A 16374-nucleotide genomic window follows, 5' to 3' on the forward strand; every position below is an offset into this window, starting at 1 on the left:
GGCACCCTACCCGGTCGGCGTCGGGGCTACACCCGCTCCCAGCAGCGCCGAGACGGTGACGAAGGTGTACCCGCGCTCCCGGAGTCCGGCGATCATGTCGGGAAGGCCGCGCAGCGCGACCAGACGCCGCCGCTGACCGACGTCGTGCCCGAGCAGGATCGTCCCGGGCCGGACAGCGCCCACGATCCGGCGGGCATGACCCGCCGGGTCGTCGGGGAACTCCCGCTCGACCATCTGCAACGACCAGAGCACCAGCCGATAGTTCAACCGGGCGGCCGCGTGCAGCACCGCCCCGCCCAGGTGCCCGTACGGCGGGCGGACCAGCCGGGGCGCCCGACCCGTCACGTCGGAGATCACGTCGTGGGTACGGCTCAGGTCGTCGTACACGGCGGCGGCGTCCAACTGGGCGAGGTCCCGGTGCGCCCAGCTGTGATTGCCCACCTCATGCTCGCCGAGCCGGTCGCGTACGAGGTCGGCGTGCGCGCGGACCTGACTACCGACCAGGAAGAACGTGGCGGGTACCCGGTGCGCGGCGAGGGTGTCCAGCACCATGGGAGTCCACTGTGGCGCCGGACCGTCGTCGAACGTGAGCGCGACCAGTCGCCGGGTGGTCGACCCGGACCAGACGACCGGCAGCTCTCCCGCGCCGACGTCCTGCTCCCCGTTGCCGACCGTGGCGCTGGCCGGGCCGCCGGCCAGCGGCAGCCGCCGGTGGGCCAACCAGACGTCCGTGAGGCCCGCGCCGACGGCCGCCCCGGTCACCACCAGGGCGCTTCGGCGCAGCAGGTCGCGCCGGGACCACCCGCGCGCGCCCTCGGTCATCCGCCTGCCCCGCTCTCCAATCCCGACATCTACCAGGAGTATGCAAGACGTGACACAAAGTCGAGGTCCGGTCGTTCGATCGGTGTGTTCACGGGCGCGACGTACAGCGCCCCCGGCAGGCAATCCTGCCGGGGGCGCTGCGCGATCCGTACGACTACTCGGTCGGCTCCGACGGCGGCAGCGGAGAGGTGCGGCTACGGGGCAGCCGCAGCACCTCGAACTGGTCCGTCCCGTCCACCAGCGCACCCGACGGCGCGGGGCGCGTCGCCGACGGCTGTGCGCTCTCGGCCGACGTCGCCGCCGGTGCGCTCGCCGGCACCGCCACCTGGTTGGGACCGTCCGGCTCGACGGTCTCCGACCCGCTCGGCGTGGCGTCGCCGGAACGCCGGCGGGTACGGCGTCCCCGCAGCGACTCCTTGGTGTGCTCCACCATCGAGTAGAGCGTCGGCACCAGGATCAACGTCAGCAGCGTCGAGCTGAGCAGACCACCGATCACCACGACCGCCAGCGGCTGCGAGATGAAGCCGCCCTCCCCGGTCAGCCCGAAGGCCATCGGCAGCAGCGCGAAGATCGTCGCGACCGCGGTCATCAGGATCGGGCGCAGCCGCCGCCGGCCACCCTCGACCACCGCCTCCTGGACCCCCATGCCCCGCGCCCGGTACTGGTTGATCAGGTCGAGCAGCACGATCGCGTTGGTCACCACGATGCCGACCAGCATCAGCACACCGATCAGCGCCGGCACACCCAGCGGCGTCCCGGTGATCAACAGCAGACCGATCGCGCCGGTCGACGCGAACGGGATGGAGATCAGCAGGATCAACGCCTGGGTGAGGCTGCGGAACGTGGCCACCATGATCAGGAACACGATCGCGATGGCGACGAGCACCGCCAGACCCAGGTCACCGAAGGCGTCCGACTGGTCGGCGCTGACCCCACCGATGGTGAAGGTCGCGCCCGGAACGTCGATGCCGTCGAGCCGCTTCTGGAGCTCCTTCGTGGTCGCGCCCAGGTTGGAGCCCGTCGCGGCGCCGGTCACCGAGACGCTGCGCTCACCGTCGATCCGCGTGACCTGCTGCGGCCCCTCGGCCTGCGTGACGTCCGCGATGTCGTCCAGCTTCACCGGTCCGACCGGAAGGGCCCGCAGCTCCTCCACCGACACCGGCGCGGCGGCGCTGAGCCGCAGCACCACGTCCTGCTGGCGGCCGTCGAGCGCCACCTGCCCCAGCGGAGCGCCACGGAACGCCTGCGACACGAGCTGACCCACGGCGGCCTCGGTGAGGCCCACCCGGCCGGCCGCGACCCGGTCGACGGTCACGTCCACCCGCGGCACGCGCGCGGCGAGGCTGGTGGTGACGTCCTCGACGTCCGGGACGTCGTCCATCGCCGTACGGGCCGCCTCGGTCGCGCGGGTCAGCACCTCCGGGTCGCTCGCCTGGACGATCACCTCGAGCTGGCTGGTCGACGCGTCCTGACCACCGCCGAAACTGACCTCGCCCACGCCCGTGCCGAGCTTGTCGAACTCTCGGCGCAGCTCCTCGCGTACCTGCTTGGCGTCCTTGTCGCCGTCGAGCGCCAACGACCAGCTCGCGACGTTGTTACCGCCGCCGCCCGCCCACGGCGAGTCGCTGCCACCGGCGGTCACCTGGTACGTGTCGACCCCGCCGAGCCGCTCGAGGACCCCCTCGACCTGCTTGGCCGCCGCGTCGGTGGCGGCCAGGCCGCTGCCCGCCGGCAGCTCCTGCCGGAAGCTGAGCGTGTCCTGGCCGGAGTCGTCCAGGAAGTTCGTCTCCAGTTTCTGCGCCAACCCGAAGGTGCCGAAGAGCACCAGCAGGCCGAGCCCGACGGTGATCCAGCGGGTCGACCGCTTGCGGGTGGCGAAGCCGATGACCGGCAGGTACGCCCGCTGCAAGGGGCTGCGCAGCTCCTTCTCCTCGGCCTCGCGGCGCACCGCCTCGTCGTCGACGGTGCCGCCGCGCGGCCTGAGGAACCAGTACGCCAACACCGGAATCACCGTCAGCGAGACCAGCAGCGAGGCGAGCAGGGCCACCGTGACGGTGATCGCGAACGGCGCGAAGAGCTGCCCGACGAACCCGCCCACCAGCGCGATCGGGGCGAACACCGCCACCGTCGTGAGGGTGGACGCGGTCACCGCGCCGGCCACCTCGCGGACACCGGTGATGATCGCGTGCCGCTTCTCCTCGCCGTACTCCAGATGCCGTTTGATGTTCTCCAACACCACGATCGAGTCGTCCACCACCCGACCCACCGCGATGGTCAACGCGCCGAGGGTCAACAGGTTGAGCGAGTAGTCACCGATCCACAGGGCGATCAGCGCCACCAGCACGGAGAGCGGGATGGAGACCGCGGTCACCACCGTCGAGCGCACCGACAGCAGGAACACCAGGATGACGATGACCGCCATCAGCAGACCCAGCAGGCCCTCGGTGGTCAACGACTCGATCGACTTCTCCACGAAGGGCGCCTGGTCGAAGACAACGGTCAACTCCGCGCCGGAGGCGTCCTTCAGGTCGGCCATCCGGTCACGGATCTCGTGGGAGATCTCCACCGCGTTGCCGTCCGGCGCGGCGGTGACGGCGATGCCGAGGCTGTCCTTGCCGTTGGTCCGGGTGATCGCGGTGGCCGGGGCGAGCTGCTGCTCGACCGTCGCCACGTCACCGAGCCGGACCGGGGTCGCGCCGGGCGCGACCACGATGCCGCGCAGGTCGTCCAGGGTGGCGACCGGCGTTCCGACCTGCACCGGCAGGGCCAGGCCGCCCGAGGCCACCGCGCCGGCCGGCACGGACACGCCGTTGGTCTTCAGGGCGGCGCCGATGGCGGTCGGCGCGAGCTTCGCCGCGGCCAGCTTCGCCGGGTCCGGGGTGACCACCACGACGTCGTCGCGGGCGCCGGTCACCTCGACCGTACGGACGCCCTCGATGCTCTCCAGCTCCGGCACCACCGTCGCGCGCAGCTTCTCGGCGAGCGCCCGCTCGTCCGTGCCACCGGCCGCGGCCAGCACCACCGCCGGCAGGTCGTCGGTGCTGCCCGCGATGACCTGCGGATCGACGCTGCCCGGCAACTGGGCGTCGATCCGGCTCAGCGCGGTCTGCATCTTGTTGACCACGCCGTCCAGGTCGGTGCCGAACTCGTACTCCACCTGGACGGTGGCCGATCCCTCACGGGAGGTGGAAGTGACCTTGTCCAGCCCCGGGATGCCCTGGAGGGCGTTCTCGATCGGCTCGGTCACCTGCGACTCGACGATCTCGGGTCCGGCGCCGGGGTAGGAGGCCACGATGAACGCGGCCGGGAACTCGAGCGACGGCAGCAGTTGCTGCTTCAGCGACGGCACGGCGAACGCTCCGAACGCCGTGGTCACCACCGCGATGAGGGCGACCAGCCCTCGGTTGGCGAGGCTGAATCTGGCGAGCAGCGACATCGGCCTGGCTCACTCCTGAAAGAGAATGCGGGCGGGGATACGTGAAAGTGTGCCGGACTCGATCACCGGAACCCCCGCCGCCCCCAGGAGCGGCCCACCGCCGACGGCGGAAACCCTCTCAGGCCAGGTCGAGGGCGCGGGCCGCGGCCAACGGGTCGTTGCCGATGGTCAGCGGGGCGGGTGCCGTGGAGATCGCCCACTCCGGGTCCTTCAGGCCGTGACCGGTCACCGTGCAGACCACCGTCGAACCGGCCGGCACCGCTCCCGCGGCGGCCTGCTGGAGCAGGCCCGCCACGCTGGCCGCGCTGCCCAGCTCGACGAACACGCCCACCTCTCGGGCCAGCAGCCGGTACGCCGACAGGATCTCCCGGTCGGTCACCGCCTCGATGAGGCCGCCGGAAGCTTCCCGCGCGTCCAGCGCCTTGGTCCAGCTCGCCGGGTTGCCGATCCGGATCGCGGTGGCGATGGTGGACGGCTCCGGCACCACCTTTCCGGTCACGATCGGGGCGGCGCCGGACGCCTGGAAGCCGAACATCCTGGGCGCGCGCGTGGTGGCGCCGGCCGCCTGCTCCTCCGCATAGCCCATCCAGTACGCCGAGATGTTGCCGGCGTTGCCGACCGGCAGGCAGTGGATGTCCGGCGCGTCACCGAGCGCCTCGACGATCTCGAACGCGGCGGTCTTCTGCCCGTGCAGGCGGTCGATGTTGACCGAGTTGACAAGCGCCACCGGGTGGTCCTGCGCCAGCTTGGCGGCGAGCGCCAGGCAGTCGTCGAAGTTGCCGCTGACCTGGAGCAGCTTCGCCCCGTGCACCAGCGCCTGGGCCAGCTTGCCCAGCGCGATCTTGCCCTGCGGCACCAGCACCGCGCAGGTCAGCCCGGCCCGGGCCGCGTACGCCGCGGCGGAGGCGCTGGTGTTGCCGGTGGAGGCGCAGATGATCGCCTTGTTGCCGGCCTCGACCGCCTTCGACACCGCGAGGGTCATCCCCCGGTCCTTGAAGGAGCCGGTCGGGTTCGCTCCCTCCACCTTCAGGTAGACGTCACAGCCCAACCGGGCCGAGAGCACCGGCGCCGGCAGCAGCGGCGTGTTCCCCTCGTGCAGCGTGACGACCGGCGTGGCCGCGGTGACGGGCAGCCGATCCCGGTACGCCTCGATCAGACCACGCCACATGTCGCTCTCCTCGCCTCTCTACCGCCGCGCCGACCCGAGCACCGGGTCACCCTGGACCACCCTGCCGGAGCCATCGATGGCACACCCCGGGTTACCCACCTGGCGGGACGCCCGATGGTCCAACGACTCAGTCGCCGCCCTCGACCCGCAGCACGCTCGTCACCGACCGGACGATGTCCAGACCGCGCAGTTCCTCGACGGTCGCGGCGAGCGCGGCGTCCGGCGCGACGTGGGTGACGATGACCAGCTCCGCGTCGCCGTCCCGGCCGGGAGCGCCACCCGCCGAACCCTGGCGCACGGTCGCGATCGACACGTCGTGCCGGGCGAACACGCTCGCCACCGTGGCCAGCACACCCGAGCGGTCGGCCACGTCCAGGCTGACGTGGTAGCGGGTCAGCGCCTCGCCCATCGGCCGCACCGACAGGGCGGCGTACGCGCTCTCGCTGGCCGCGCGCACGCCGGCGAGCCGGTTGCGGGACACCGCCACCACGTCGCCGAGCACCGCGCTGGCGGTCGGCGCGCCGCCCGCGCCCCGGCCGTAGAACATGAGCTGCCCGGCGGCGTCCGCCTCGACGAAGACCGCGTTGAACGCGTCGCCGACGCTGGCCAGCGGGTGGCTGCGCGGGATCATCGCCGGATGCACCCGGACGCTGACCGTCTCCTGACCGGCCGCGTCGACGCCCCGCGCCGCGATGCAGAGCAGCTTGATGGTGCAGCCCATCGCCTGGGCGCTGGCCATGTCCGCGGCGGTCACCTCGGTGATGCCCTCGCGGTGCACGTCGGCGGCGCCGACCCGGGTGTGGAACGCCAGCGAGGCGAGGATCGCGGCCTTCGCCGCCGCGTCGAAGCCCTCCACGTCGGCGGTGGGGTCGGCCTCGGCGTACCCCAGCTCGGTGGCCTCTTCCAACGCCTCGGCGAAGCCGGCGCCGGTGGCGTCCATCGCGGACAGGATGAAGTTGGTGGTGCCGTTGACGATGCCGGTGACCCGGTTGATCCGGTCTCCGTGCAGCGACTCGCGCAGCGGGCGCAGCAGCGGGATGGCACCGGCCACGGACGCCTCGTAGTAGAGGTCCCCGCCACCCTCGGCGGCGGCCTCGTGCAACGCGACGCCGTCCTCGGCGAGCAGCGCCTTGTTGGCGGTGACCACGCTCTTGCCGGCGCGCAGCGCCTCGACCAGCCAGCTCCGGGCCGGCTCGATCCCGCCCACCACCTCGATGACCACGTCCACGTCGTCGCGCTTGATCAGCCCGAGCGCGTCGGTGGTGAACAGGCTCTCGTCGATCGGCAGGTCACCGCGGTCGCGGCCGAGCCGGCGGACGGCGACGCCGGCGATCTCCAGTGGAGCGCCGATGCGGGCGGCCAGGTCGGTCGACTGCTCGTGCAACAGCCGGACCACCTCCTGGCCGACCGTGCCGCAGCCGAGCAGAGCCAAGCGCACAGGTGACGTCATCCCACATCCAATGCCAGCAGGTCCTCTTCGGTCTCCCGCCGGACGATCAGGCGCGCCTGGCCGTCGCGTACCGCGACGACCGGCGGCCGGGGCACATGGTTGTAGTTGCTGGCCATGCTCCGGCAGTACGCGCCGGTGCCGGGCACCGCGACAAGATCTCCGGGCTGCACGTCGGCGGGCAGGAATTCATCCTTCACCACGATGTCCCCGGACTCACAGTGCTTTCCCACCACGCGGGCGAGCAACGGCGTCGCGTCCGAGGCGCGCGAGGCCAGGGTCGCCGAGTACGAGGCGTCGTAGAGGGCGGTACGGATGTTGTCGCTCATGCCGCCGTCCACGCTCACGTACGTGCGGATGCCGTCGAGATCCTTGACCGTGCCGACCTCGTAGAGGGTGAAGACGGCCGGCCCGACGATGGCCCGACCCGGCTCGATCGACAGGTGCGGGACGGCCAGGTTCTCCGCCGCGCACTCCGAGTCGACGATCTTGCGGAGCCGCTTGGCCAGATCCTGCGGAGCGGCCGGGTCGTCCTGCGTGGTGTACGCGATGCCGAAGCCGCCGCCCAGGTCCAGCTCGGGCAGCTCCACCCCGCGCGCGTCGCGGATCTGCGCCTGCAGGGCGAGGACCCGACGGGCTGACACCTCGAAGCCGCTCGCGTCGAAGATCTGCGAGCCGATGTGCGAGTGCAGACCACGCAGCTCCAGCACGTCCTCGTCGAGGATCTTGAAGGCGGCGTTGGCCGCCGCTCCCCCGGCCAGGGAGAAGCCGAACTTCTGGTCCTCGTGGGCGGTCGCGATGAACTCGTGGGTGTGCGCCTCGACGCCGACCGTCACCCGGACCAGCACCCGGGGCCGCACGCCGCGCTCGCGGGCCAGCGCGGTGAGCCGGTCGATCTCGGTGAACGAGTCGACGATGATCCGGCCGACCCCGGCGTCCAACGCCCGGCTCAGCTCGGCCACCGACTTGTTGTTGCCGTGGAAGCCGATGCGCTCCGGAGGCATCCCGGCCGAGAGCGCGGTGGCCAGCTCACCGCCGGTGCAGACGTCCAGGTGCAGGCCCTCCTCGGCGATCATCCGGACCACCGCCCGGCAGAGGAACGCCTTGCCCGCGTAGTAGACGTCCTCGGTCGGGAAGGCCGCCCGGAAGTCACGGCAGCGCGAGCGCAGGTCGGCCTCGTCGAGGACGTACACCGGGGTGCCGAACTCGGCCGCGATGTCGCGGACGCTCAGGCCCGCGACGGCGACCGCGCCGTCCGGGCCGCGGGCCACCGACCGCGGCCACAGCGCCGGCACGAGGGCGTTGACGTCGGCCGGGGTACGCAGCCAGGCCGGCCCCTGGTTGCTGATGTCCGCGTGCAGCGCGCCAGCCTCGTGAGCCCGCATGTCACATCCTCTCGGGGGCGGAGACGCCGAGCAGGCGCAGGCCGTTGGCGATCACCGTGCGGGTGGCGTTGTTGAGCCAGAGCCGGGCGCGGTGCAGGTCGGTGACCTCCTCGTCGCCCAACGGCAGCACCCGGCAGTTGTCGTAGAACCGGTGGTAGGAGGCGGCGACGCTCTCCTCCAGGTAGCGGGCCACCCGGTGCGGCTCGCGCAGCTCGGCGGCCGTGGCCACCACCGCCGGGAACTCGGCGAGCGCCTTGAGCAGCTCGTTCTCCTTCTCGTGTTCCAGCAGCTCGGGGCGGAACGCCTCGGCGTCACCCGGGACCAGGCCCACCTCGGCGGCGTTGCGGGCCACGCCCGCCGTCCGGGCGGCCACGTACTGCACGTAGTAGACCGGGTTGTCGCGGGTGGCCCGGGTCCACAGCTCGATGTCGATGTCGATCGGGGAGTCGCTGGAGTAGCGGGCCAGCGCGTACCGGGAGGCGTCCACGCCGATCGCCTCGACCAGGTCCTCCAGGGTGATCACCGTGCCGGCCCGCTTGCTCATCCGCATCGGAGCGCCGTCGCGCAGCAGGTTGACCAACTGCCCGATGAGGATCTCCAGGTTCCGCTCCGGGTCGTCGCCGAAGCAGGCCGCCATCGCCTTCATCCGGCCGATGTAGCCGTGGTGGTCGGCGCCCAGCATGATCACGACCCGCTCGAAGCCGCGCTCGCGCTTGTCGAGGTAGTAGGCGCAGTCCGCGGCGAAGTACGTCCACTCGCCGTTGGACTTGCGCAGCACCCGGTCCTTGTCGTCACCGAAGTCGGTGGTCCGCAGCCAGGTGGCGCCCTCGGACTCGTACAGGTGGCCCTGCTCGCGCAGCCGCGCCAGCGCGAGATCCAGCTCGCCCCGGTCGTGCAGGTCCTTCTCGTTGAAGTAGGTGTCGAACTCCACCCCGAAGTCGCGCAGCGACGAGCGGATCTCGTCGAACATCAGCGCGACACCCTCGACCCGGAACACCTCCTGGGCGGCGGCGTCGTCCAGGCCGAGCACGTCGGGCCGGCGGGCCTGCACCTCGGTGGCGATCTCCGCGATGTACGCCCCGCCGTAGCCGTCCTCCGGCACGGCCTCGCCCTTCGCGGCGGCCAGCAGCGATTGGGCGAAGCGGTCGATCTGCGAGCCGGCGTCGTTGAAGTAGTACTCCGTGCCGACCTCGGCGCCGGTCGCGCGTAGCAGCCGGCTCAGCGCGTCACCGACGGCCGCCCAGCGGACGCCGCCGATGTGCACCGGGCCGGTGGGGTTGGCCGAGACGAACTCCAGGTTGATCGTCTCGCCGGCGAGCCGGTCGCTGCGTCCGTACTCCGCGCCGGCCTCGACGATCAGCCGGGCGAGCTGGCCGGCGGCGGCGGCGTCGAGCCGGATATTGAGAAAGCCCGGCCCGGCGATCTCCACCGACTTGATCCCGGGCGCCCGACCCAGCGCGTCGGCCAGGGCGTTGGCCAGCTCACGCGGCGGGACGCCCACCTTCTTACTCAACTGCAGAGCGAGCGTGGAGGCGTAGTCGCCGTGCTCGGGGTTGCGCGGTCGCTCCACCACCGTGCGCTCCGGCAACGCGGCGTGATCCAGGCCACGGTCGGTGAAGACGGCGTGGGCGGCGGTGAGGACGACCGAGGCGAGTTCTGCAGGAGTCACCCAACCATGTTATCGGGGGTAGACTCGGGCACTCGGCGGCTACCCTGCGCGTCAACCGGCCCGCCATCTCCCCTGACCGACCGACTTGACGAGGCACGATGAGCATCAGCACCCCGGGTGGCCCAGAGCGCCGCCCGACCGTGGTCAGCACCGGCAAGAAGCCGGCCGCGGGCCGGCCGGCGTCCGGCGCCAAGGCCGGTTCCGGCAAGCCGGCGGGCTCCCCCCGGGCCGGCGGCAAGGGCCCCCGCAAGCCGGTCGCCCCGGTCAAGGTGAGCCAGGGCCGCGCGTGGGGCCCCATCGCGCTCTTCGTCGCCGTGGGCGTGCTCGCGGCCGGCATCATCGGCTACGGCGCGTGGGCGGCGTTCCAGGGCTCCAAGCCGTGGGACAAGCGGGCCAACGCCATCGACGGCATCACCAACATCCGCAAGGCCGACCCGGAGAGCCTCAAGTACGAGGCGCACAAGGCCGGCCCGCTGACCTACAAGTACTCGCCGCCGGTGGGTGGCGTGCACAACGCGGCCTGGCAGAACTGCATGGGCGACGTGTACGACGCCCCGATCGCCAGCGAGCACGCCGTGCACAGCCTGGAGCACGGCGCGGTCTGGATCACGTACCGCCCCGACCTGCCCAAGGACCAGGTCGAGAAGCTCGCCGGCAAGGTGCGTGGCGTCGAGAAGATGCTGATGAGCCCGTACGAGGGTCTGGACAAGCCGATCTCGCTCCAGGCGTGGGGCTACCAGCTCAAGGTCGACAACGCCGACGACAAGCGGATCGACGACTTCATCAAGGACCTGCGGGTGAACGCCTCCGTCGAGGGCCCCACGGCGCTCTGCAACCAGGGCGTGACCGCCACCGGCACCACCCCGCGTGAGCTCCAGCAGCAGCCGCCCACCCAGTAAGGACGTCGATGACAGCCCCCGCCACCACCGACAGCGAGTACGACGAGGCCCCGGCCGTCCCGGACGAGGACGGCCGGGCGCCGGCGCGGCGTTACGGCGTGCTCGCGTTGGCCGCCCTGCTGGTGGTGGGGCTGTTGCTCGGGTACGCCGGCGGTCTGCTCACCCCCCGGCTCATCCGCCCCGGTGACGCCTCGGTCGAGGCGGGCTTCGCCCGGGACATGACGACCCACCACACCCAGGCCGTGGAGATGAGCCTGATCGCGTACCGGTCGGCGACGCTGCCCGAGGTCCGGCAGATCGCCGTCGACATCGCCACCGGTCAGCAGGGCGAGATCGGCGCCATGCAGACCTGGCTGCGCGAGTGGGGGCTCAGCCCGACCGGCTCGCAGCCGCCGATGTCGTGGATGTCCGACGGGGCGAGCGTCAAGGACGGGCTGATGCCGGGCATGGCCACGCCGGAGCAGATGGCCGCCCTGCGCGACGCCAAGGGCATCGAGGTCGACCGGCAGTTCCTGGCCCTCATGTACAACCACCACCTGGGCGGGATCCACATGATCGACGCGGCGCTCGCCGAGACCGACAACGCCGAGGTGGTACGCGTGGCCGAGACCATGAAGACCACCCAGCAGTCCGAGCTGAACAACCTCCGGCAGCTCCAGGCGCAGGCCAAGGGCTGATCCACTCCGAGGGCGCACCGGGCCCGCGTCACCGCAGCACCTAGGCGGGACGCGGGCCCGGCCCATTGCCGGCCACCTGTCGTAGGCGGGCCGGGCCGCAGCGGGCCGCGGTGAGATCCAGCGGGCCGCAGCGCAGCGCGGGCGGGTGCGGCCAAGCGCGGCCAAGCGCGGACGGGCGCGAGCGCGGTGCTGGGCTGGGCGCGGTGCGGGCTGGGCGCGGTGCGGGCTCGGCGCGGGCTGGGCGCGGGCGCAGGCGCGGTGCGGGCACGGGCGCGGTGCGGGCGCGGGCGTGGGGCGGGCGTGGGGCGGGCGCGGTGCGGGCGCGGGCTGGGCTGAACGTGGGGCGCGGCGCGTAGCGCAGCAGGCACGGCGCGGCGCGGTCTAGCGGGCGGGGCGCGCTCTCGGTGATCGACTCGGGTTCCTGCAAAGCGGGCTGTCCGTGCGGCCGGGACACCCCGACTTCCAAGAGCCCGAGACGATCACGGCACTCCGCGCCGCCGAGATGCGCGTTGATCCACACGAGATCGGCGATGTGGCGGTGTCCAGGCGTGCGGATGCCGCAACATCGGCGACCTGGCGACGGACCACGCCGGGTCGGCGCCGGCCCCGCCCTCGCCGCCGGGTCTGTCGGGCCGCCCGAAGACCTCCGTGCCCCATAAATGCCATATCGTAACTTGTGGGCGTTTTGCGTTGGACAGGCGATTACGTTGCTTAGAGAGTTTTCTCCACACATATCGTGACCAGTTGTGATTCGGGCTCGTTGCCCAAGACGTGGGGGTTGCACTCAGAGACGCACGGCGCTCGGTCACCAGTTGGTGCCGACGCCACACCATCGGCGGTGACGGGGCGGTGGCAGCCGTCCGTCGCGGACAGCGGCAGGGCGAGCCGGGAATGCTCAGCCGCGAGCAGGAACTCGAACTGATCGACACACTCCGGGGCGTCCACCCCGACGAGTTCGGCCTGGACGAGGAGCTGTGGACGCGGCAGAGCCTCACCACGCTCATCCAGCGCCGGTTCGACCTTCCGTTGGACGTGGGCGCGGTCGGGGCGTACCTCCGAGCCTGGGGGTTGGGTCCGCGCGAGCCGCGCGAGCGGGCCTGCGGGCTCTGCGTCAGCGCGGTCGAACGGTGGGTACGCAGCGAGTACCCGGCGATCACCCGGACGGCCCAGGAGCACCTGGCCGAGGTCTACTGGATCGGGCGGGTACGGCTGCGCGGCACGATGCCGGCCGCCGACGTGATCTCCGCCGTGTCGTCCCGGGGCCGGGTGCGCTTCATGATCACGACGCCGACGGTCGACCCGCCGCTCCCCCGCGACTTCGTACTACGCCTCAGTGGCGAGGAACAGCGCACCGTTCACCTGATCGTGGACGGGTCCTGGCCCCGCAACGAGTGGCCGCGCCGACTGCCCCGGCGGATCGTCCTGCACCCGCTGCCCAGTTGCGGACGGGCGGTCGCGGCCTGAGTACCGGGTGGGCCGGTCGCCGACACGATCGGCCCACCCGATACCGATTCGGCGTACGCGGAGGAGGTTTGCTAGTCTTCTCCAGTCGCTGAGCCCCCGTAGCTCAGGGGATAGAGCACCGCCCTCCGGAGGCGGGGGCGCAGGTTCGAATCCTGCCGGGGGCACAAGCTTTCGCGCTCCATGTCCGCTGAGAAGCGCGGACCTGGAGCGCTTGTCATTTCTGTCCCGGGGCCGAGCCCCGGACCCCACGCACCCGCCGCCGGCTCGCGTCGACCCGACCCCGCCCGGGTCAGCTCCGCGATCTTGCAGTTTCGGTTATCGGTTTGGGCGGGATGCACCTTTTGTCGCCACCGAAAGTGCAAGATCGCGGAGCGCCGCGGAGCGCCGCGGAACGCCCCGGAACGCCGCGGCACGCCCCGGAACGCCGGCGGCCTTGGGGGCAGGCGGGCTCAGCGGCCTACGTACTCCGCCAGGTGTTCTCCGGTCAGGGTGCTGCGGGTGGCTACCAGGTCGGCCGGGGTGCCTTCGAAGACGATCCGGCCGCCGTCGTGGCCGGCGCCCGGGCCCAGGTCGATGATCCAGTCGGCGTGTGCCATGACCGCCTGGTGATGCTCGACGACGATCACCGACGTGCCGGAGTCGACGAGCCGGTCCAGCAGGCCGAGCAGTTGCTCGACGTCGGCGAGGTGCAGGCCGGTGGTCGGCTCGTCGAGGACGTAGATGCCGCCCTTCTCGGCCATGCGGGTGGCCAGCTTCAGCCGCTGCCGCTCGCCGCCGGACAGGGTGGTCAGCGGCTGGCCGAGGCTGAGGTAGCCGAGCCCGACGTCGACGAGCCGGTCGAGGATGGCGTGCGCGGCCGGCGTACGCGCCTCGCCGGTGCCGAAGAACGCCTCCGCCTCGGTCACCGACATGGCGAGCACCTCGCTGATGTCCCGGCCACCGAACCGGTATTCCAGCACGGACGCCTGGAACCGGCGCCCCTCGCACTCCTCGCAGGTGGCGGCCACGCCGGCCATCATCCCCAGGTCGGTGTAGATGACGCCCGCGCCGTTGCAGCCGGGGCAGGCGCCCTCGGAGTTGGCGCTGAACAGCGCGGGCTTCACGCCGTTGGCCTTCGCGAACGCCTTGCGGATCGGGTCGAGCAGGCCCGTGTACGTCGCGGGGTTGCTCCGTCGGGAGCCGCGGATGGCGCTCTGGTCGACCGACACCACGCCGTCGGTGCCGGACACCGAGCCGTGGATGAGCGAACTCTTGCCCGATCCGGCCACGCCGGTCACGACGACGAGGACGCCGAGCGGGATGTCGACGTCGACGTCGCGCAGGTTGTGGGTGTTCGCGCCCCGCACGGCGAGTGTGCCGGACGGCGTACGCACCGAGGTCTTCAGCGCGGCCCGGTCGTCCAGGTGCCGCCCGGTCAGGGTGTCGCTGGCGCGCAGCCCGTCGACGGTGCCCTCGAACACCACCTCACCACCGGCGGTGCCGGCGCCGGGACCGAGGTCGACGACGTGGTCGGCGATGGCGATGGCCTCCGGCTTGTGCTCCACGACCAGGACGGTGTTGCCCTTGTCGCGCAGGCGCAGCAGCAGGCCGTTCATGCGGGCGATGTCGTGCGGGTGCAGCCCGATCGTCGGTTCGTCGAAGACGTACGTGACGTCGGTGAGCGATGACCCGAGGTGGCGGATCATCTTCGTGCGCTGCGCCTCGCCACCGGAGAGCGTGCCCGACGGCCGGTCGAGCGACAGGTAGCCCAGCCCGATCTCCTCGAACGAGTCGAGGAGGTGTTGCAGCCCGCTGAGCAGCGGCGCGACCGACGGCTCCTGGATGCCCCGGACCCAGGCCGCCAGGTCGCTGATCTGCATGGCGCAGACGTCGGCGATGTTCTTGCCCGCGATCTTCGACGAGCGGGCCTCGGCGCTGAGCCGGGTGCCGTCGCAGTCGGGGCAGGTGGTGAACGTGACCGCCCGGTCCACGAAGGCCCGGATGTGCGGCTGCAACGTGTCGATGTCCTTGGAGAGGAACGACTTCTGGATCTGCGGGATCAGGCCCGAGTACGTCAGGTTGATGCCCTCAACCTTGATCTTGGTCGGTTCCCGGTGGAGCAGGTCCTGCAACTCCCGCTTGGTGTACTTGCTGATCGGCTTGTCCGGGTCGAAGTAGCCGCAGCCCCGGAAGATCCGGCCGTACCAGCCCTCCATGCTGTAACCGGGGATCGTGATCGCGCCCTCGTTGAGCGACTTGCTGTCGTCGTAGAGCGCGGAGAGGTCGAAGTCGGTGACGTTGCCCATGCCCTCGCAGCGCGGGCACATGCCGCCCAGGCGGTTGAAGGTCGCCTTCTCGGTCTTCGTCTTGCCCGCGCCGCGCTCCACGGTGATCGCGCCGGTCGCCCGGACCGAGGGGACGTTGAAGGAGAACGCGTTCGGCGAGCCGATGTGCGGCTGCCCGAGCCGGCTGAACAGGATGCGCAGCATCGCGTTGGCGTCGGTGGCGGTGCCGACGGTGGAGCGGGCGTTGGCGCCCATCCGCTCCTGGTCGACGATGATCGCGGTGGTCAGGCCGGCCAGGACGTCGACCTCGGGCCGGGTCAGCGTCGGCATGAAGCCCTGGAGGAAGGCGCTGTAGGTCTCGTTGATCATCCGCTGCGACTCCGCCGCGATGGTGCCGAACACCAGCGAGCTCTTGCCCGAGCCGGAGACCCCGGTGAACACCGTGAGACGACGCTTCGGCAGCTCGACGGTGACGTCCTTGAGGTTGTTGACGCGAGCGCCCTGTACCCGGATCAGGTCGTGGCGGTCGGCGACGTGTGCCGCGGGCGAGTCCGTGGCCTTGCTCAATCGTCTCTCCATCTACTCGGGTGGGCGGGACCCGGTCACGCTACGGGTGGCGGCATGACCTGCGCTTCTCGATTCCTGATGGGCCTGGTGACCTGCTTCGCGGTGCAGGACGGCAGCCCGACCGTCGACAGCGCCGCCTCCCGGCGGTAGGTGCTGGGTGGCATACCGACCAGTTCGGTGAACCGGGTGCTGAAGGTGCCGAGCGACGAGCAGCCGACCGCGAAACATACATCGGTGACGCTCATGTCGCCACGACGCAGCAGGGCCATGGCGCGCTCCACGCGCCGGGTCATGAGATAGCTGTACGGGGATTCGCCGTAGGCGAGCCGGAACTCCCGGCTGAGGTGCCCGGCCGACATGTGGACGCCCCGGGCGAGCGCCTCGACGTCCAGCGGCTGCGCGTACTCCCGGTCGATGCGGTCGCGGACGCGACGCAGCCGCGCGAGGTCGGCGAGGCGCTGGCTCTCCGTAGATCGGCTGGTCACCCGGAAAATCGTGCCACAGAACCCCGACAACACCGGACCGCCGGACTGCGGAGCCTGACCCGAGCCGCGCGGCGGCGGGTGGGGCGGTCGT

At 71.6% G+C, this 16374-nt stretch carries 11 protein-coding genes and 1 tRNA gene; 4 read left to right on the plus strand and 8 right to left on the minus strand.

Translation table 11 applies throughout. From position 1 onward, the window contains the following. Positions 1–6: 6 nt before the first annotated feature. The 6 genes from ACTFTM_RS26770 to argS form a co-directional block, all read right to left on the minus strand. Positions 7–822, minus strand: coding sequence for a polysaccharide deacetylase family protein (locus ACTFTM_RS26770; RefSeq protein WP_449563170.1), 816 nt, complete (start codon positions 820–822; stop codon positions 7–9). A gap of 154 nt (positions 823–976) precedes the next feature. Next, positions 977–4258 carry an efflux RND transporter permease subunit gene (locus tag ACTFTM_RS26775; RefSeq protein ID WP_449563171.1) on the minus strand — a complete coding sequence of 1094 codons (3282 nt, stop codon included), beginning with the start codon at positions 4256–4258 and terminating at the stop codon, positions 977–979. Positions 4259–4376: 118 nt separating this feature from the next. After that, positions 4377–5426: a threonine synthase gene (gene thrC / locus ACTFTM_RS26780; RefSeq protein ID WP_449563172.1), complete on the minus strand. Its 1050-nt coding sequence runs from the start codon at positions 5424–5426 to the stop codon at positions 4377–4379. A gap of 127 nt (positions 5427–5553) precedes the next feature. Then, the gene (locus ACTFTM_RS26785; RefSeq protein WP_449566739.1) at positions 5554–6864 is read right to left on the minus strand and encodes a homoserine dehydrogenase; all 1311 of its coding nucleotides are present in this window, start codon (positions 6862–6864) and stop codon (positions 5554–5556) included. An 8-nt stretch (positions 6865–6872) separates the two neighbouring features. Continuing rightward, complete coding sequence (gene lysA / locus ACTFTM_RS26790; protein ID WP_449563173.1) at positions 6873–8258, minus strand: diaminopimelate decarboxylase; 1386 nt, start codon at positions 8256–8258, stop codon at positions 6873–6875. A gap of 1 nt (position 8259) precedes the next feature. After that, the gene (gene argS / locus ACTFTM_RS26795; protein ID WP_449563174.1) at positions 8260–9927 is read right to left on the minus strand and encodes an arginine--tRNA ligase; all 1668 of its coding nucleotides are present in this window, start codon (positions 9925–9927) and stop codon (positions 8260–8262) included. 98 nt (positions 9928–10025) lie between these two features. On the opposite strand from argS, the gene ACTFTM_RS26800 reads away from it, so the two are divergent. From ACTFTM_RS26800 to ACTFTM_RS26815, 4 genes are all read left to right on the plus strand, one after another. Then, positions 10026–10826 (plus strand): DUF3105 domain-containing protein, encoded by an 801-nt coding sequence (locus ACTFTM_RS26800; RefSeq protein ID WP_449563175.1) that lies wholly within the window; start codon positions 10026–10028, stop codon positions 10824–10826. Between the two features lie 8 nt (positions 10827–10834). After that, entirely contained in the window at positions 10835–11503 is a 669-nt protein-coding gene (locus tag ACTFTM_RS26805; RefSeq protein ID WP_449563176.1) for a DUF305 domain-containing protein, read from the plus strand. Positions 11504–12274: 771 nt separating this feature from the next. After that, positions 12275–12967, plus strand: coding sequence for a winged helix-turn-helix domain-containing protein (locus tag ACTFTM_RS26810; protein WP_355052838.1), 693 nt, complete (start codon positions 12275–12277; stop codon positions 12965–12967). A 92-nt stretch (positions 12968–13059) separates the two neighbouring features. Then, positions 13060–13131, plus strand: a tRNA-Arg gene (locus ACTFTM_RS26815). 285 nt (positions 13132–13416) lie between these two features. On the opposite strand, the gene ACTFTM_RS26820 is transcribed toward ACTFTM_RS26815, so the two are convergent. Both ACTFTM_RS26820 and ACTFTM_RS26825 read right to left on the minus strand, forming a co-directional pair. Then, positions 13417–15798, minus strand: a complete 2382-nt coding sequence (locus tag ACTFTM_RS26820; protein WP_449563177.1) for an ATP-binding cassette domain-containing protein — start codon at positions 15796–15798, stop codon at positions 13417–13419. Positions 15799–15833: 35 nt separating this feature from the next. Next, positions 15834–16283, minus strand: coding sequence for a helix-turn-helix transcriptional regulator (locus ACTFTM_RS26825; RefSeq protein WP_449563178.1), 450 nt, complete (start codon positions 16281–16283; stop codon positions 15834–15836). Positions 16284–16374: the final 91 nt, after the last annotated feature.

This window comes from Micromonospora sp. RB23 (genome assembly GCF_053585025.1).

Excerpts from the sequence above, each read along its gene's own strand:
- ACTFTM_RS26770 (WP_449563170.1), bottom strand. The coding sequence starts at position 822 with ATGACCGAGGGCGCGCGCGGGTGGTCCCGGCGCGACCTGCTGCGCCGA.
- ACTFTM_RS26775 (WP_449563171.1), bottom strand. The coding sequence starts at position 4,258 with ATGTCGCTGCTCGCCAGATTCAGCCTCGCCAACCGAGGGCTGGTCGCC.
- thrC (WP_449563172.1), bottom strand. The coding sequence starts at position 5,426 with ATGTGGCGTGGTCTGATCGAGGCGTACCGGGATCGGCTGCCCGTCACC.
- lysA (WP_449563173.1), bottom strand. The coding sequence starts at position 8,258 with ATGCGGGCTCACGAGGCTGGCGCGCTGCACGCGGACATCAGCAACCAG.
- ACTFTM_RS26800 (WP_449563175.1), top strand. The coding sequence starts at position 10,026 with ATGAGCATCAGCACCCCGGGTGGCCCAGAGCGCCGCCCGACCGTGGTC.
- ACTFTM_RS26805 (WP_449563176.1), top strand. The coding sequence starts at position 10,835 with ATGACAGCCCCCGCCACCACCGACAGCGAGTACGACGAGGCCCCGGCC.